Consider the following 18,794-nt stretch of genomic DNA (forward strand, 5'->3'; position numbering starts at 1 on the left):
CTAATTTTTGGAATAATCTATTTGGGTATATGTTAGATGGCGTAAACATCACTTATGTTTAACAGTTATATACAGATTCGAGGGAATGGGGAGCGAAATCCCCATCAAGATTGCCAGGTAGCCTGATTTCCAAAAGGAAATTAGAGTTACTCAAGGGCGCATCTTGCCCTAAAAGTTATCGTTGTATTTTCTAATCAAAGAATTATCATAGTATCACCGTCAGATTCTTATCACCTGTTTTTTTGAAACTTCAGTATCGATGGTTGTATAAGCCCCTTGAAACGTTTCTATATATGAGGCCTTAAAATCTTGCCTTTGAGAATCAGCCATCGGTAAAACTGACAGAAAAAAATTAAAAAGGGGTGATGCAAGCTTTGGGATATGACGAAATGGATGTGAAAGAGTTATTGTCTGAAGCAATCGGTAATGGTATTATAACATTAGATGATGTGCGGAAGAAAATGGCTATGATGAGAAGAAGAGATATTTTAAAAGCGCACAAATATAAAATATGGCAAGGAAAGGATGGAAAGTGGTATACACATTTTTATGATGAGACGAAAGCAGATCATAGGCGATTAGTCAAAAGAAGTACACAAAAGGAACTGGAAAATCTGATCGTAAATACTTACTGTGAAGAGAATGCAGAGGATGAGATTACACTTACGACAGTCTATCCGATGTGGTTACAATATTTTCAGCTTCATACTTTGAAGTCGGCATCGGTAAAACGTTATTCTACAGAATGGTCGAGATTTTACGAAGGAACTAAAATTGCAACAATACCCTTGAAGAAATTCAATAAGTTGATGTTGGATGAGTGGGCTCATGGAATGATAAAAACAAATCACATGACTAAAAAACAGTATTATACAATGTCATTTATCATGAGGCATTGCATGGAGTATGCGATTGACAGAGGTTTTATCAATTCCAATCCATTTGCACAGGTCAAGATTAATGCAAAGATGTTTCGTAAGGAAAAGAAGAAATCAGATGAGACGCAAGTTTATTTGGAAAACGAACAGCCGCTAATCATAGAAGAGGCATGGAAAGAGTATGAAGAAAATCCGGATAACACAACATCGTTAGCAGTGATCCTTCAGTTTTATCTAGGGGTTCGTCCGGGAGAACTGGTTGCACTGAAAGAGAGTGACGTGAGCCGGGATCATATTCATATCCAACATATGGAAACAAGCTGCTATACAGAGGGACCGGATGGGAAATTTAGAAAAACATCTAGAGAAGTTGTGGAACATACAAAGACAGATGCCGGTGACAGGGAAATTCCTTTGATTGAAAAAGCGAAGCTGGTCATTAAACTTGCAATGGCTGCGAATGAGAGAAATGGCTGCTCAGGTTCTTATTTATTTATAAATCAGGGAAAGAGAATTACGGAAAATGCAATCGCATGTCGTTTGAGAAAATACTGTAAGTATCTTGATATTCCATACAGAAGTCCTCATAAAGTGAGAAAGACGGTGATCTCATCGATGATTGACGAAGGAATCAATATTAATACAGTCAGAAAGATCATTGGACATGAGAATGAAAGAACAACTTATAACAATTATTGTTATGACAGAAAACGTCCTGAAGAGATTGTCAGTCAGCTGGATCGTGCATTGGATAAGAATTATAACCGTAAAAATGTGATTGATTTCCCGAATGGGAGAGAAAAAATAACAGAGGTAACCAGAGGTAACCAAAAATGGGCAAATTTCAGATAACAAAAAAAGACGAGAAATCCTTATAAAATAAGGCTTTCTCGTACTTTTCAACCATGCGGAAGAGGAGACTTGAACTCCCACAGGATAAAACTCCCACTAGAACCTGAATCTAGCGCGTCTGCCATTCCGCCACTTCCGCTCGACACAAACTATCTTATCATAGAGCGAACGGTTTGTAAAGCCTAAAAAATAAATTCTATATATTGTTTGAATAATTTCGATTTATCAGAAAATTTTAATAAAGTTTTTATTGACTCCGTGATGGATTTGTATTATAGTTTCTCGTTGATATTTTGAAGAAAAATAACAGTGGGAGGAAGAGATATATGACATTTTATCAGGAGTTACAGCTTAGTTCAGTTGCATCTAAGCAGCTGATCAAAGCGACAGAAGACAAGAAGGAAAGACGTAGACACATTCTTATTTATAATTTTAAGGTCTATCTTGTAATGGCGTTTTGTGTGGCAGTGGTTTCCTTATACAGTCATTTCACAGGGAATAACAACAGTGTAGTAGGCGTTACAGTGCTTCTTGCGGTGCTTGTTCTTCGACAGGCAGATTTTGGAATTCGTACAACGCACGGATTGGCCTCCATCGTCGGAATCTTTGGAATATTGATTGCAGGACCGAAGCTTTCGAATATGGTGTCACCGGTTCCGGCATTCTTTATTAATGTAGTATGCATTTTGCTTCTTATGATTCTGGGATGTCACAATGTGATTATGTACAATCATTCTACATTTGTTCTTGGATATCTTCTTCTTCAGGGATATGATGTGACCGGACAGGAGTACTTGTATCGTGTGGCTGGCCTTTTGGTTGGAATGGTATTGTGTATGGCGATTTTCTATAAGAATCAGAAGAACAGACCGTATCGAAGATCATTTCTTGATTTGTTCCGCGAGTTCGATATTAACTCCGCAAGAAACAGATGGTATATTCGTCTTTCACTGGTTGTTTCCAGCGCAATGTTGTTCATGTCATTGCTTGGACTTCCAAGAGCAATGTGGGCGGGAATCGCAAGCATGTCTGTTTGTCTCCCATTTCCGGATGACTGTGGAGAGCGAGCAGGTAAGAGAGCTGCATTTAATATAGTAGGATGTCTGTTATTTGTTATCTTGTATCTGGTGCTTCCGGAGTCTATGTATCCATACATCGGAATGATAGGAGGAATTGGAGTCGGATATTCTGCAGGGTATGCATGGCAGACAGCATTTAATACATTTGGTGCATTGTCGATTGCATCCGGCTTGTTTGGGATGCCGTATGCGGTAGCGCTTCGTATTGGGGCAAATGTATTTGGCGCGGCATACACGATGGCATGCAATAGGATTCTGCCGAGACTGGCAGCAGTGTTTGAGCAGAGAAGAGAACAGGTTAGTGAATAATCTAAGTTGTTTGAAATAGTAATTTATTCGAATAAAAATGGAGTGAGAACTGAGGCAATATAATTCACCTCAGTATCTCACTCCATTTTTCATACAAACGATCCAGTGACCAGGCGGCATTGGCCGGGCTGGTGGAAGGAAGCACAAGGATGTCTCTTTCGGTCAGCGGCTGCTGATATTTCTTATAAAGAGCTCCGGCTTTATTTCCATTTGCATAGATTTGTCGAATCTGACAATGATCTAAGATTTGTTTCAAATCAGTTGGTGTCACATTCTTGATGCTGCTGTCACTGGAGCCTTTGATGTCACAGCTTTGAATAACATCCCAGATGGCGATATGGTGGCGGAGCAACATGGCCGTTTTCTCTTCAACTGTCTGCGGAGTTTCCTCCTCACAAAGTTTCGCCAACAATTTCCAGAATCGATTTTGTTTATGTCCGTAGTAGAAATTATTTTCCCGTGATTTTACAGAAGGAAGAGTTCCAAGAATCAGAATCTCGGAGTCTTCATTATATATTGGTTCAAAGGAGTGGGTAATGTGTTCATATTCCATGGTTGTGTTCACTTTCTGATGGTTTGAAGTAAGTTTTATAACAAGTATAGTGTCTCATGAAGATTGTGTCAATAATACTGCTTACTACAAGGAGCAACTTCGCATCTACACAAAGGTTGCTTTTACCTGCGTAATGGATTATACTAGTCTGACAGGGAATTTTGAAACGGAGGATTTTACAATGAAAATTGCAGTAACTTATGACAACGGAAATATTTTCCAGCATTTTGGAAAGACAGAGACTTTCAAAGTGTATGAAGTGGAAGATAATAAGGTGGTTTCCAGTGAAGTGATCGGTTCTAATGGGGAAGGACACGGAGCACTGGCAGGACTGCTTGCAGGACAGAACGTAGATGTTCTGATCTGTGGTGGAATTGGTGGCGGAGCTCAGACAGCACTTGCAGAGGCCGGCGTTGAATTATGTTCAGGTGCTCAGGGAGATGCAGACCAGGCAGTAGAGGCATACCTGAAAGGCGAGCTTACATCCAAAGGAGCTACTTGTGATCATCATCACCATGAGGAAGGACATTCCTGCGGAGATCATGAAGAGGGACATTCTTGTGGAAGCAGCTGCGGTGGCGGATGCGGATCACACACTACAATGGAAGGAAAGAATGTTGGAAAGAAATGCCGTACACATTACAAAGGAACATTCAATGACGGAACTCAATTTGATTCTTCTTATGACCGTGGAGAGCCGCTTGAGTTTGTATGTGGTGTAGGACAGATGATCAAAGGATTTGACGCAGCAGTAGCTGATATGGAAGTTGGTCAGGTAGTAGACATCCATCTGATGCCGGAAGAAGCTTACGGAATGCCGAATCCGGAAGCTATCTTTACAGTAGAGATCGCAGAGCTTCCGGGATCTGAGGATCTTGAAGTAGGACAGCAGCTGTATCTGTCCAATCAGTATGGACAGCCATTCCCGGTAAAGGTAACAGCTAAGGAAGAGACAACAATTACTTTCGATGCAAACCATGAGATGGCAGGAAAAGAACTGAACTTCAAGATTGAGCTTGTATCAGTTGAATAAAAAGTGAATAGAAGTAATTAGAATTCCAGTAAGAAGTATCTAATAAGAAACATAGAAAGAGGGCAGTGATTCAACGATTGAGAAATCGTGAAGTACTGCCCCCTCTCTTTAAGTGCGGGTAAGCATTTAAATTGTTACTGATTTACACTATCACTCACAATCTTTCCATCCATAATGCGGACAACGCGGTCTACCTGATTGGCAATTTCATCATCATGTGTAATAATAATAACTGTTCTTCCAGATTCATGAAGGTCTTTCAGAATATTCATGATCTCGATAGTCGACTTACTGTCCAGGTTACCGGTCGGCTCATCAGCAAGGATGATCGGCGGCTGCGCGGCAATTGCTCTGGCTACAGCAACACGCTGCTGCTGTCCACCGGAGAGCTGGTTCGGTCTGTGATCCATACGATTTTCCAATCCAACTTTCGACAGCGCTTCCCCTGCAATCTCTTTTCTCTGTTGTTTTCCAAGTCCACGGTAGATCAGCGGAAGTTCTACATTTCCAAGCGCATCCAGGTTTGGGATCAGATTGAATCCCTGAAAGATGAAGCCAATCTTGTGATTGCGGATATCAGACAGTTCATTGTCTGAGAGATTGGCGACATCTTTTCCGTCCAGAAAATATTCCCCGGAATCAGGTGTGTCAAGACAGCCGAGCATATTCATAAATGTAGATTTACCAGAACCGGAATGCCCGACAATGGCAATAAATTCCCCCTGGTTGATCTCAAGAGAAACATCATCCAGCGCGCGGACTTCATTTTCTCCAGGGTTGTAAATCTTGTACATATTTTTAACACGAATGAGTGGCTCCATAAAACTCCTCCTTAAAAAATAAAATAAATATCACAATAAGAATTCTAATTTCCAAAATAAGCATTGACTCCGGCAGTTAGACCATCAGCCAGACTGTTTAGTGTGGAATCACTGTGGTCAGAGCTTGCATTTCCAAGTTCCATATCAACAGACGGAATCGTACTATAAGAAGTCTGCGTCAGGTCGATATTCATAGAACCGTTTTGATAAATGGTCATTCCCTCCGTACGAAGTCCTTCTACAAGAGATGCTCCAAGTGCATCATGTTCCTGCCAGTGGGAAGCGACAGGTTCCATACTTTTCAGGCCATCTGGTACAGAAATGTAGAAACAGCCTTTGTCATATCCCAATCCGTCTCCATCCCAGTGGAGTGAGATGTGACAGTCAGCTACATTGTTGCAGAGCACGGTGCGGGCAACATTATCAAGTTGGACATCGTCGCTATTTCTCACCATAAGGACATCATATCCTTGAGCAAGCAGCTTATCTTTCAGAATCTGAGCTATCTGAAGTGTAACAGTGCTTTCAGCAGTTCCATCGTTAAATGTCATTCCACCGGAAACAGCAGTCGCATAAGTTGCACCCTGAGCAGTGCTTCCGCCGGTTGTCTTTGCAGAACCATCTGGGTGACACTTCGTCTTTACAGAAGAACCACCAGAAGTTCCATGCCCGGCATTCACGCCAATGACGATATCCTTACGGTTAGAATCTGCAAGATAAATAGTAGCTGTTCCAGAATTAATCGCAGAAAAGTCTGCATACTGCCAGGAAGAATCAAAGCTGATCTCCTGTCCATTGCTGTAAAGAGCCGCTGCGCCGGTCAGTGGTTCCTGCTGAGTTGCGGATTCAGAAACAGATGCGTTGGCGGCATCAGCAGAAGAAGGTTCATCTACAGTTTCATTTTCAGAATCTGAGGAGATAGAAAAATCATCCGCTGTCTTGGGTGGTGCCTTAGTACCCTGCGCCTGCGCCGTGTCCGTACTGGATTTGTGCTGTATGCTACCGCATCCGGTCAGGCAGCAACACAGGAGAACGGCACAAGATAATCGAAAAAATGGCTTTCTCAAGTTCAATCTCCTTTATGATAAATATTACTGTTCTCATTGTATCATAATTACTTTTCAAATAGGGGAAATTCAGATAAAATTAAGGTTTCAAAAAGGAAAATATAATGTGAAAAAAATCAAGGAGATTGCAGAATCAATTTAATTGCGATAGACTACAAGAGAAAGAATATCACAATATACGAGGACAATATATATGGAAGAGAACCAGAAACAACAAAGCGGGAAAGAAGAAAAGAAGCAAGACAAAAAATCAGATAAAGATCAAGAGAAAAGGCTGTGGAAGATTTTCTGGTCAACCTTTTACTTAAGCGCGTTCACATTTGGTGGAGGTTATGTGATCGTCAGCCTGATGAAGAAAAAGTTCGTAGATGAATATCATTGGATCGAAGAAGAGGAGATGCTGGATCTTGTGGCGATCGCGCAGTCGGCACCGGGAGCAATCGCAGTGAACGGAGCAATCGTGATCGGATATAAACTGGCTGGAATTGCGGGGATTCTGACAGCAATTGCCGGGACAGTAATCCCACCATTTCTTATTATATCGATACTTTCTGCCGGTTATCAGGCATTTCGAAGTAACCAGATCATCAGCTTAATGCTCGAAGGAATGCAGGCCGGAGTGGGTGCCGTGATCGCATCTGTGACATATGACATGGGTGCCGGAATCGTGAAGAAGAAAGATGCTTTGTCATACGTACTTATGGTTGGGGCATTTATAGCTTCCTGCATATTTGAGGTAAATGTAGTCTATGTGATTCTGATCTGTGGAATTGTCGGAGTACTCCGCGCATTAATTGAGAAAAAAATCACGAAGAAAGGAAGTGATGAGAAATGATTTATTTGAAATTATTTTTAAGCTTCCTTCAGATTGGACTGTTCAGCTTTGGCGGCGGTTATGCGGCGATGCCTCTGATCCAGGAACAGGTTGTGACACAGCACGGCTGGCTTACGATGACAGAATTCACAGATCTGATCACGATTTCCCAGATGACACCTGGGCCAATTGCGATCAATGCGGCAACATTTGTCGGCAGCAAGATCTCAGGAGTGCCGGGATCGATTGCGGCGACTTGTGGGTGCATTCTGCCATCCTGCATTATCGTAACTTTGATCGCATGGTTTTATTTAAGATATAAGAAAATGAAAATGTTCCAGAGTGTTTTGGAATCATTACGACCGGCGGTTGTCGCACTGATCGCATCAGCAGGAATCGCAATTCTGCACACTGCATTCTGGGCAGATGGAATTGTGCAGTTTGCTGCAACAAAATGGTCTATGGTGGTGATCTTTGGAATCTGTCTGTTACTGCTTCGTAAGACAAAATTGAATCCGGTGGTTGTGATGGCACTTGCCGGAGTGATGAACGTGGCAGTAAGATATGCAGCCGGATAAAATAGCGAATCCATGCAGGTTCCGGTAAAGAAATGTGAAAAGGTGAAAAATATGCAGACTTATGTGGAAAACATTTCAAAGTTCATGGTATATTGTGAATAACTTTCATGGTATACTGTACATACGTTGTAAAGATAAGAACAGGAGGAACATAATGGCACGATATCTTTTAATGAATAAGAACACACCGGTTTTAGAATTTGATTATGATCTGGAAGTTCATGCGGTTATGAAAATCCTGGAAGTTCATGACGCTCGGTATGCGCCACCGTCAACAGTAGATCAAAAAGGAAATGTGACGAAGAAAGCCTTGAATGCCTGGTGGAAGGGAAGAGCAATTCCGGCATCAAGAAATCAGATCCAACAGGTTTTGGATTGTCTGGATCTCGACAGTACTCTTGCATTAGCAGAGAAAAACTTTGGACTGTCTTTGTCAGATCGCTATTGGATCAATGATACAGCAGCACCACAGCAGTGGAAAGATATCAATTTTTTTGATAATAATTTTACAGATGATCTTGGAATACTGACACTCGGACAGCAGTCGTCAGGACATCCGAATCTCATGTCACCGAACTCCACTTTGGGAGGAGATTTGAACAAGAAATGGAAGATTGTAAATGGCGAGCGGATTCTTCTGAAGACAGGATCTGCATTGTTCCGTCAGGAAGTGCAGAATGAGGTCGCAGCGACGGTGCTTCATCAACAGCTTCTAGAGAAAGAAGATTATGTTCCATATTTTTTGCACCAAGAAGGAAGGTCAACGTATTCTGCATGTAAAAATATGCTTGGCGAGAACGAGGAACTTATAACAGCATATGATGTGCTTTGCAATAAGAAGAAACCATCCTCTATGAATGACTACCAATTTCTGTTATCTGTTTATCAGGAGCTTGGATTAAAAAATGCGGAAGAAATGCTTACAAAGATGTTTGTCTGTGATTATATTCTTGCAAATGAAGACAGACATTGGAGAAATTTTGGTGTAATCCGTAATGTTGAGACATTAGAATATACAAGAGTGGCACCAATCTTTGACAGTGGGACCTGTCTCTGGTGCAGGGCAGAGATGCTTGAACTGCCGTCAGATTATTCTTATGTTGCAAAGCCGTTTGGAAATAACGGAATGAGTCCGGACAGACAATTGGAATTGTTTCATCAGTTCGATTGGTTTGATGAACAGAAGTTGGATGGAACGGTGGATAAGATTATGGAAATTCTCAGAACAAATGAGAATATTTCAGAGAAGCGTCTTAGAAATATACAGTCAGGTCTGGAAAATAATATAGAAAATATATGTGAATATACAAGGAGAGAGAAATGAGCGAACAGAACAATCAGAATATCCAGGAATCACAGACACCGCATAAGCGTCGTGTGAGATACAAAGGAAAATACCCGAAGAAATTCGAGGAGAAATATAAAGAGTTACAGCCGGAGAAATATCAGGACACAATCGCGCATGTAATCCAGAAGGGAAACACTCCTGCCGGAATGCACATTTCTATCATGGTAAATGAGATCCTGGATTTTCTGAAGATCCAGCCGGGCGAGACTGGGTTTGATGCGACACTCGGATACGGTGGACATACGAAAGCAATGCTTGAGTGTCTGAAAGGCAAGGGGCACATCTATGCAACAGATGTTGACCCGGAAGAGTCTGCAAAGACAAGGAAACGTCTGGCAGATCAGGGGTTCGGAGAAGACATTTTAAGTATCCGTCTGCAGAACTTCTGCACGATCGATGAGATTGCAAAAGAAGTTGGCGGATTTGATTTTATCCTTGCGGACCTCGGAGTTTCCTCCATGCAGATCGACAATCCGAAGAGAGGATTTTCCTTCAAAGTTGACGGACCGCTGGATCTGCGATTGAACCAGGAGAAAGGCATCAGCGCGGCGGAGCGCCTGGATAACATTTCCGAGGAAGAACTCGCCGGAATGCTTTATGAAAATTCAGACGAGCCATACTGCGAAGAACTGGCGAAAGCAATTACAAATGAGATTCGCAGAGGCAATCGCATCGATACAACAACAAAGCTTAGAAATGTGATCGAGAAGACTTTGGATTTCCTTCCAAATAATAAAGAAAAGAAGGATATTATCAAGAAGACTTGCCAAAGAACATTCCAGGCACTTCGTATTGATGTCAATAATGAGTTCGAAGTACTGTACGAATTCATGGAGAAGCTTCCGGGAGCGTTGAAACCGGGTGGAAGAGTAGCGATTCTTACCTTCCATTCAGGCGAGGATAAGCTTGTAAAGAAAGCACTCAAAGCAGGATATAAAGAAGGAATCTATTCCGAATATGCAAGAGACGTGGTACGTCCGTCAGCACAGGAATGCGCGCAGAACGGAAGAGCAAGATCCACGAAGATGCGCTGGGCTGTGAAGGCAGAATAGTTGACTTCAATATAATGAAATGTTATAGTTAGTCAGAAATAATAGCGTTCGGTGCTGTTTGATCAGGGAATATATTTCCATATCCTGATCGAAACAGGTAAAAGGGAAACAGGTGCAAGACCTGTACGAACTCGTCACTGTGAGCAGAGAAGCGGTCTTCTTAGAAATTAGATTTCAGAAGACCGCTCCTATACAGACAAGTGTGGAGAGTCCGCACATCCACTGGGAGACCGGGAAGGTGTTCTGTATAGAAGATCTGTAAGTCAGGAAACCTGCCGGCCGCTGGTGCGGGGAATATAAGGATTCCAGATCACGAGTAATTGATTGTACCGAAAGAACCATTCTTACTGTTCGCATTACGTGTGACCAGCAATCATTCATTCGAGTCAGGGTAATTCTATCCATTTTTCGCATTTTATAATTCACAGCTTATGAGGAGACAAAAAAGAAATGAAAAATAAGAGCAGATGGCTTGCGCTTATGCTGACAGGTTCTATGATGATTTCACCATTGTCTTATACAAGAACATATGCGGCAGAAAATGAGCAGCAATATGAGACAAATTTACAGGGAACTGTTGAGGTGGAAGAAGCTGATCCAGATAAGAAACAAGATGAGAGTCAGACAGAAGACGCAGGAAATGTTAAAGAAGATAAAAGAAATGACGATTTAACGAAAGAAGATCAGAAAGAGGAATCTGATAAAGTTGATAATTCTTCGGATAAATCAGATAATCAGAATTCAATCGAAGCAGAAACAAAACCAAATTTAGAGAATAACTCAGAAAATAATTCAGAAAACAACTTAGAAAATAACTCAGAAGAGAAAGATATAGAAACCACTGGGAAAAATTCAGGCACAACTGTCTTAGATCAGGTTGCGGACGAAAAAGCTGATAATAAGGATATACAGATAAAAGATGAGACAGGTAAATCAGAATCTTCTACAGATTCTAACGATTCTACGAATACTCCGGAACCGGAACTTCCGCCACTGCAGGAGGCTCCTTCTGTAACAGGAGAATCTGTGAAGGTAGTAAAAGAAAACGCCGAAGAGTTCGCAATGTTCAAGGTCAGCAAGTCAACAGTTACGAAAAAAGATGGTGAGCTTGAAATTACAATTAAGACAGAAAAAGCACATTATGATGCACTTTATCTTGGCTCTAAAGATGACCTTCTGAAGTCTTCCATAATTGAAGGAACAAAGACAGAAGATGGAGGAATGACATTTACTTTTAAAGTGCCGCAGGCGCAGGCAGGACAGACAATTCCGGTATCTTTGAGAAGATCAAAAAAGCAAACTTGGTATGATACGATGTATCTGTGGATGTATATCCCAACTCCAGAAGAAACATCAACACCAGAACCATCACCGGAACCAACTCCATCACCGAATCCAATGCCTAATCCAGAGCCAACTCCAACTCCGACACCGGAAGCAACAGTAGCCAACGGAATCTACAGCATGGACGTAGTTTCCAGTTCTTCTATGTTTAAAGTAGTGGATTGTATCTTGACAGCGAAAGACGGAAAAATGAGTGCCGTGCTTACATTAAGCGGAACCGGTTACGGCTATCTGTATATGGGAACAAAGGAAGAGGCTACAAGCGCAGATCAGTCATCCTGGATTCCCTATCAGGTAAATGAAGAAGGAAAATATACTTATACTGTTCCGGTAGAAGCATTAGATAAAGAACTCGCGGTAGCAGCCTATTCCATTAAAAAAGGAATCTGGTATGACAGAACGCTGACTTTCCAGTCAGAGACAATGAAGAAGATTGCCGATCTTAATTCCACAGATTCTAATAATAAAGGCGATTCCGGAAATACAGGAAACAATGGAAACACAGGAAATTCCGGAACTACTGGTGGTTCCAACAATACAGGTAATACAGGAACAAACAATTCTGCTTTCCCAGGCGGTTCTGTACCTGGAACTAATTCAGGAAAAACAGATGGAAACGACGGAAAAGCAGATAATGTATCAAAATACGAATCCGATACAAGTGGCTCTACTTCTCATGTAGACAGTGGAACAACACTGAAAGACGGTGTATATACTCCGGACCGTTTTACCTGGTCAGGCGGAACAGGTAAGGTTCAGATTACTTGTAATAAAGTGACGATCCAGAATGGACAGGCTTATGCAACACTCGTGTTCAGCAGTGATCATTATCAGTATGTGAAAGCGAACGGAAATAAGTATTACACAACAAAGGGCGGCGGATCAGCGACAGCTGTTATCCCGGTTGCGTTGAATCAGAACAATAAGATTATTGGAATGACGGACAAAATGTCTGTCGCACATGAGATAGAATATACGATTTTCATTTATCTTGCAGCGGCTAATGGAGGAACATCTGCAAACGGAACAGTTGCTTCAACAAATAGTAACCAGAAGTTGGACGAAAAAGCACCTGAAATCATAGGCTTGGAATATCAGTCAGAGACAAAGCTTGACTATGCAGAATATTTCAAGATTTATCATTATGATCAGGGAATCGTACTTCTTGAGATCGACATGACGAAAGATACAGCCAGAGATCCGGAGAAAGCAGAGGATAAGAAATCAGAAGCGGATAATTCGGACTCAGAAAAATCTTCTAAGAAAAAAGTTGCATCTGTCACAATTAACAGATCTGAGGATGCAAAGTCAGCAGATACCAAGAAATCTGATACCGACAGCAAGTCAGATGCTTCTGTCGAGGAATCCGCAGCTTCGGATAACAACGGCACAAGCGAACAGGATCTGGCAGCAGAGCTTTACAAAGGAAATGTTGTGAAATATCTGATCGTTCCGGAGGATGTGGAAGTTCCGGTTGGCCTTGAGCAGGATATGATCATTGTGAAAAAACCGACAGATCATACTTATGCAGAGTCTGATGAGATTCTGAATATGATGAAAGACTTAGATCTTCTCGATAATGTTGCAGCAGTTGGAATGAAGAGCAAAGACTGTACAGTATCCGAGATTGCTGATAAGATGAAAGCAAAAGACGGTGAGAAGAATGCTGAAGTTGCATATGCAGGAACAGCGGACAAACTGAAGTTGAAGAACCTTGTGAAGAGTGAAGTGAATCTTGCATTGTTTACAGGAGATATCCTTCCGGGTGCGAAATCAGAAGAAACCGAAGTAGAAGCAAAAGATACTGACAAGAAAGACAGTAAGGATACAGAAGAGACGTTGACTTTGGAAGAGCAGACGGAGCAGTTTGAGGAGTTGACAGAGAAGCTTGCGACACTTGGAATTCCGGTACTCGTTGATCGTTCTTCCGAGGAAAAGACAGAACTTGGAAAGCAGGAGTGGATCAAGGTTTACGGTGTTCTCTACGGATGTGAAGAGCTGACGAACGAGAAGTTTGATGCGGCAGTAGCAGCGGCAGAGAAATAGGAGAGAAAAATAGAATGAAGATAAGAAGATGCAGAATCACAGCGTTAATGCTTTCAGCTGCACTTCTGCTCGGAGGCTGCGGTTCTACCGCAGCCTCCGGTGGAAACAGCGGTAATAATTCAGCAGGTACAGATGTAACAAAGGATAAGACCAAAGATGCAGCTGACAAGACAAAAAAAGCACCGGAGATCGAAGGGCTTACCTATGAATCTACAATGGATCTGACTTACGCGACAGAATTCGATGTATACTATTATAAGGATGGATATAAGCTGATCGACGTTCATGAAGATAAGCAGTATCTGATCGTTCCGGAAGGTGAAGAAGAACCGGAAAATCTAGCGGATGATATTGTTGTGATCCAGCAGCCGACAGAGAATATTTATATGGCGGCGACAGCATCCATGTCTCTGTTTGATGCAATTGGCGGAATTGACAAGGTGAAATTCTCCGGACTTGAGGCTTCCGGCTGGTATGTAGAGAGTGCAAAGGAAGCAATGGAATCCGGAGCGATGACATTTGCGGGAAAATACAGCGAACCAGATTATGAGACTCTCGTTGACGGAGACTGTGATCTGGCAATCGAATCAACGATGATCCTTCATACACCGAAGGTACAGGAAATGATTGAAGATCTTGGGATTCCAGTATTTGTGGATTATTCGAGTTACGAGTCACATCCGCTTGGAAGAACCGAGTGGATCAAGCTTTATGGGGCACTTCTGAATAAAGAGGAAGAAGCGGACACATTTTTTGACCAGCAGGCTCATGTAATCGAGGAACTGAAAGGATTCGAGAACACGGAAAAGACGGTTGCTTATTTCTATGTGAGTACAGATGGTTCAATTGTTGTGAGAAAATCTGACGATTATATTCCGTCAATGATCGAAATCGCAGGTGGAAGATATGCGTTCAAAGATCTGAAGAATCCGGACAGCAACGCACCATCTGTTAAACTGACGATGGAGGAATTCTATGCGACTGCTGTGGATGCAGATTATCTGATCTACAACGGGACGATCGACGGACAGATAAATAGTATCAGTGAGTTGGAAGCAAAGAATGAATTGTTCTCTGAATTCAAGGCGGTGAAAGACGGAAATGTCTGGTATACCGGAAAGAACTTATATCAGGCAACAGATACAGTCGGAGAGCTGATCAAAGATATGCATCTGATGCTGACAGACGGTGATGCATCTCAGATGACATTTCTTGAAAAGATGGAGTAGAAGAATGGAGCAGACAAGTTTTCATCAGGAAAATTTCAGACGGCGTACAAGATACACAGCGGTATTTCTGATTCTTGCAGCAGTATTTTGTGTTGTGACAGTGCTAAATATCAATACCGGAAATGTTCATATTCCGGTACCTAAGATTCTGCGCATTCTCTTTCTGAAAGAAGGAGCGGCGACAGAGTACAATATTATATGGAAGATCCGTCTTCCGAGAATTCTGATGGCAGCACTGCTTGGTGGTGCATTGTCTCTTTCAGGCTTTTTGCTGCAGACATTTTTTTCCAATCCTATTGCCGGACCTTTCGTTCTCGGAATTTCTTCCGGAGCGAAAATGGTCGTGGCACTTACAATGATCGTGTATTTGAAATATATCGGAAGATTTTCTTCGTATACACTGATTCTTGCAGCATTTATCGGGTCGCTGATCTCGACAGGATTTATCCTTCTGATGTCGAAAAAAGTGCAGCATATGGCGTCTCTTCTTGTCGGGGGGATCATGATCGGATATATCTGTTCGGCTATCACGGATTTTGTTGTGACATTTGCGGATGATTCTGATATTGTGAATCTGCACGGGTGGTCACAGGGAAGTTTTTCCGGAATGAGCTGGAGCAATATTCGTGTGGCAGCAGTGGTTGTCGGACTTGCGGTGCTGTTTACATTTTTCCTGTCCAAACCAATCAGTGCATATCAATTGGGAGAAGCGTATGCGCAGAGTATGGGAGTCAACATCAAGACATTTCGCGTGATTTTGATCTTGCTTTCCAGTATTCTGTCAGCGTGTGTGACAGCATTTGCGGGACCGATTTCCTTCGTGGGAATCGCAGTTCCGTTTCTTGCAAGGAAGGCATTTGGAACATCAAAACCGATCGTGGTTATACCGGGAACGTTCTTTATGGGAGCTGTGTTCTGTATGATTTGTGACTTGATCGCACGAATGGCACTGGCACCGGTGGAATTGAATATCAGTACGGTGACTTCTATTCTGGGTGCACCGATCGTTATCTATATGATGATACCGAAGGGAGGAAGAAAATAAGATGGCAGATTATTATTTTCAAATGAAAGACCTGTCGGTAGGTTATAATGGAAACTCCCTGATCCGTGATATTAATATCGGGATCAACAAGGGGGAGATCGTGACTTTGATCGGGCCGAATGGTTCAGGAAAGTCAACGATTTTGAAAAGTATTACAAGACAGTTGAAAGTCGTTGGAGGAAATGTATTTTTTGACGATACTTCTCTCCTGAAACTGCCGTACAAAGAGCTTGCGTCTAAGATGGCGGTCGTGTTGACGGATCGGATCAAGACAGAGTTGATGACTTGTCATGATATTGTGGCGACCGGACGCTATCCTTACACAGGACGACTTGGGATTCTGACGCAGGAAGATGAATGTCTGGTGGAAGAGGCGATGCAGGCGGTGCATGCGCAGGAGCTCGGCAACCGTGATTTTAATGCGATTAGTGATGGACAGAAGCAGCGCGTTCTGCTGGCGAGAGCAATCTGTCAGGACCCGGATGTGATCGTTTTAGATGAGCCGACTTCATTCCTGGATGTAAAATATAAGTTGGAGCTATTGTCTATCCTTGAGCGGATGGCAAGGCAGAAGAAGATTACGGTGATTATGTCTCTTCATGAAATCGATCTGGCACAGAAGATTTCAGATAAGATCATCTGTGTCAAAGGCGAGACGATTTCACATTACGGAAGTCCGGAAGAAGTATTTACAGAAGAAATCATTCGCGAATTGTATGGAATCAATAATGGATATTTTGACCCGCTTTTTGGAAGTATTGAACTTCCTGCGCCGGAGGGTGAGCCGGAAGTGTTCGTGATCTCTTCCGGCGGAACTGGAATCCCGGTTTATCGAAGACTTCAGAAGGAGCACATCCCGTTTGCGGCAGGTATTTTATATGAAAATGATATGGATTACCGGCTGGCAAGATTACTGGCAGCAGAAGTGATCACGGAAGAACCGTTTGAGGAGATTCGGGAAGAAACGCTTCAGAAAGCATTTGAGACAATAGGGAAATGTAAGCGTGTGATCAATGCCGGAGTGAAGATCGGAACATGGAATATAGGGATTGAGAGATTGCTTGAAAGAGCAGAAATAGAAGGGAAATTATAAAAACGTATAAAAATGAGCCGAGATAGCATTTTAAATGTGTTTAAAAAGCGCTGTCAACGCTCTTTTTTGTTGCTATTCATGATTGTGAATGGTAGAATAGAACAGTATAGGCTATAAAAAAGATGGGAAAATAGCAGTACAGACTGTTATGTGATGGGAGGCAATTTATGAGTAACAATGGACAATCAGCAAAGAGAGCAAGCTTCTCGGGTAAAATTGGATATGTGCTTGCTGTTGCAGGCTCAGCAGTCGGCCTGGGAAATATCTGGAGATTCCCGTATCTGGCTGCGAAATATGGAGGGGGAATCTTCCTTCTCGTTTATCTGATTCTGACCGTATCTTTTGGATATGTTCTGATCATGTCAGAGACAGCACTTGGAAGAATGACAAGAAAAAGTCCGGTTGGAGCTTTTCAGACATTTGGTAAGACAAAATCATTTAAGATCGGCGGATGGCTCAATGCAATAATCCCTATGCTGATCGTGCCGTATTATAGTTCGATCGGTGGCTGGGTTATCAAGTACCTTGCAGAGTATTTGAAAGGAAATGTGCAGACTGTTGCACAGGACGGATATTTTACAGAATTTATTTCAGATTCTTTTCAGGTAGAAGCATGGTTCATCGTGTTTTCTATTCTTGTATTCTGCGTTATCCTGGCAGGAGTTGAGAATGGTGTAGAGCGAGTATCTAAGATTATGATGCCAATCCTTGTTATCCTTGCGGTTATCGTAGCAATTTATTCTGTAACAAGACCGGGAGCAATTGAAGGTGTGAAGTATTTCCTGATTCCGAATCCAAAGCACTTCTCAGCAATGACGGTTGTTGCGGCAATGGGACAGATGTTCTACTCCCTGTCAATCGCGATGGGAATTTTGTATACATATGGTTCTTATATTGGTAAAGACGTTGATCTTGAGAAGAGTACAACACAGGTTGAGATTTTCGATACAGCAATCGCAATGCTCGCAGGACTTATGATCATTCCGGCTGTATTTGCATTCTCTGGTGGAAACCCGGATAATCTGCAGGCAGGACCATCTCTGATGTTCATCACACTTCCGAAGGTATTCGCAAGTATGGGCGTTGGAAGGCTGGCTGGTATCCTGTTCTTCATATTGGTACTTCTTGCAGCAGTGACAAGTGCAATCTCACTTCTGGAGACAAGCGTATCTACATTCCAGGATGAACTTCACTGGAGCAGACCGAAATGCTGTATCCTTATGGTTGCTGTTATGCTTATAATCGGAACCTTATCTTCTATGGGATATGGAGTACTGAGCTTTATTCAGATTTTCGGAATGGCATGTCTGGACTTCTTTGACTTCCTGACAAATTCAGTGATGATGCCACTTGCAGCACTTGCAACATGCTTCTTGATCGTTCGTACCGTTGGATTTGACAAGATTGCAAGGGAGATTGAGCAGTCATCTGCATTTAAGAGAAAGAAATTATACATGTTCTTTATGAAATATCTGGCACCGATCTGCCTGATTATTATATTATTAAGTTCTATTGCAAATGTATTGGGAATTATTTCTATGTAATGGAAAATGCTTGTTAAAATAGACAAGTAATCTTGCTGTAAATCTACCTGCATGGTATAATATAACTAGACTTGTAAAGTTTAGAAACAGTTCAGCCATACAACGAAGT

Annotated in this window: 15 protein-coding genes, 1 tRNA gene and 1 riboswitch; of the genes, 12 read left to right on the top strand and 4 right to left on the bottom strand. The window is 42.1% G+C overall.

Features of this window, described 5'->3' with window-relative positions:
- Positions 1-374 precede the first annotated feature (374 nt).
- The gene (locus DXB52_RS02400) at positions 375-1,730 is read left to right on the top strand and encodes a tyrosine-type recombinase/integrase (protein ID WP_181982978.1); all 1,356 of its coding nucleotides are present in this window, start codon (positions 375-377) and stop codon (positions 1,728-1,730) included.
- 54 nt (positions 1,731-1,784) lie between these two features.
- On the opposite strand, the gene DXB52_RS02405 is transcribed toward DXB52_RS02400, so the two are convergent.
- Positions 1,785-1,869, bottom strand: a tRNA-Leu gene (locus DXB52_RS02405).
- A 187-nt stretch (positions 1,870-2,056) separates the two neighbouring features.
- Between DXB52_RS02405 and DXB52_RS02410 the strand changes: the two genes are divergently transcribed.
- Entirely contained in the window at positions 2,057-3,118 is a 1,062-nt protein-coding gene (locus tag DXB52_RS02410) for an FUSC family protein (RefSeq protein ID WP_118106392.1), read from the top strand.
- 64 nt (positions 3,119-3,182) lie between these two features.
- Here DXB52_RS02410 and DXB52_RS02415 read toward each other — a convergent pair whose 3' ends face one another.
- A complete protein-coding gene (locus DXB52_RS02415) occupies positions 3,183-3,671 on the bottom strand; it encodes a DNA-deoxyinosine glycosylase (protein ID WP_015529950.1) in 489 nt (162 codons plus the stop codon).
- A 181-nt stretch (positions 3,672-3,852) separates the two neighbouring features.
- Here DXB52_RS02415 and DXB52_RS02420 point away from each other — a divergent pair, with 181 nt between their 5' ends.
- Positions 3,853-4,704 (top strand): FKBP-type peptidyl-prolyl cis-trans isomerase, encoded by an 852-nt coding sequence (locus DXB52_RS02420; RefSeq protein ID WP_118106393.1) that lies wholly within the window; start codon positions 3,853-3,855, stop codon positions 4,702-4,704.
- Positions 4,705-4,838: 134 nt separating this feature from the next.
- Here DXB52_RS02420 and DXB52_RS02425 read toward each other — a convergent pair whose 3' ends face one another.
- Both DXB52_RS02425 and DXB52_RS02430 read right to left on the bottom strand, forming a co-directional pair.
- Positions 4,839-5,525, bottom strand: coding sequence for an ABC transporter ATP-binding protein (locus DXB52_RS02425; RefSeq protein ID WP_117540333.1), 687 nt, complete (start codon positions 5,523-5,525; stop codon positions 4,839-4,841).
- 44 nt (positions 5,526-5,569) lie between these two features.
- Positions 5,570-6,592: an N-acetylmuramoyl-L-alanine amidase family protein gene (locus tag DXB52_RS02430; RefSeq protein ID WP_270370753.1), complete on the bottom strand. Its 1,023-nt coding sequence runs from the start codon at positions 6,590-6,592 to the stop codon at positions 5,570-5,572.
- A gap of 193 nt (positions 6,593-6,785) precedes the next feature.
- On the opposite strand from DXB52_RS02430, the gene DXB52_RS02435 reads away from it, so the two are divergent.
- The 9 genes from DXB52_RS02435 (at position 6,786) to DXB52_RS02475 (ending at position 18,685) form a co-directional block, all read left to right on the top strand.
- Entirely contained in the window at positions 6,786-7,427 is a 642-nt protein-coding gene (locus DXB52_RS02435; RefSeq protein WP_118106397.1) for a chromate transporter, read from the top strand.
- The gene (locus tag DXB52_RS02440; RefSeq protein ID WP_118106399.1) at positions 7,424-7,984 is read left to right on the top strand and encodes a chromate transporter; all 561 of its coding nucleotides are present in this window, start codon (positions 7,424-7,426) and stop codon (positions 7,982-7,984) included. The genes DXB52_RS02435 and DXB52_RS02440 overlap by 4 nt, the downstream gene beginning before the upstream one ends.
- A 154-nt stretch (positions 7,985-8,138) precedes the next feature.
- Positions 8,139-9,308, top strand: coding sequence for a HipA domain-containing protein (locus tag DXB52_RS02445; RefSeq protein WP_118106401.1), 1,170 nt, complete (start codon positions 8,139-8,141; stop codon positions 9,306-9,308).
- The gene (gene rsmH / locus DXB52_RS02450) at positions 9,305-10,384 is read left to right on the top strand and encodes a 16S rRNA (cytosine(1402)-N(4))-methyltransferase RsmH (RefSeq protein WP_117961210.1); all 1,080 of its coding nucleotides are present in this window, start codon (positions 9,305-9,307) and stop codon (positions 10,382-10,384) included. The genes DXB52_RS02445 and rsmH overlap by 4 nt, the downstream gene beginning before the upstream one ends.
- A 32-nt stretch (positions 10,385-10,416) precedes the next feature.
- Positions 10,417-10,678, top strand: a riboswitch (cobalamin riboswitch).
- Between the two features lie 156 nt (positions 10,679-10,834).
- Positions 10,835-13,774, top strand: coding sequence for a hypothetical protein (locus tag DXB52_RS02455; RefSeq protein WP_118106404.1), 2,940 nt, complete (start codon positions 10,835-10,837; stop codon positions 13,772-13,774).
- A gap of 14 nt (positions 13,775-13,788) precedes the next feature.
- Positions 13,789-15,003 (top strand): ABC transporter substrate-binding protein, encoded by a 1,215-nt coding sequence (locus DXB52_RS02460; RefSeq protein ID WP_118106406.1) that lies wholly within the window; start codon positions 13,789-13,791, stop codon positions 15,001-15,003.
- 4 nt (positions 15,004-15,007) lie between these two features.
- Entirely contained in the window at positions 15,008-16,048 is a 1,041-nt protein-coding gene (locus DXB52_RS02465) for a FecCD family ABC transporter permease (RefSeq protein WP_015529958.1), read from the top strand.
- A 1-nt stretch (position 16,049) separates the two neighbouring features.
- Positions 16,050-17,141, top strand: a complete 1,092-nt coding sequence (locus DXB52_RS02470) for an ABC transporter ATP-binding protein (protein ID WP_055146529.1) — start codon at positions 16,050-16,052, stop codon at positions 17,139-17,141.
- 167 nt (positions 17,142-17,308) lie between these two features.
- On the top strand, positions 17,309-18,685 hold the full coding sequence (locus tag DXB52_RS02475) for a sodium-dependent transporter (protein WP_020436749.1): 1,377 nt from the start codon (positions 17,309-17,311) through the stop codon (positions 18,683-18,685).
- Positions 18,686-18,794 lie beyond the last annotated feature (109 nt).

Source organism: Ruminococcus sp. OM04-4AA (assembly GCF_003462585.1).
GTDB lineage: Bacteria > Bacillota > Clostridia > Lachnospirales > Lachnospiraceae > Mediterraneibacter > Mediterraneibacter faecis.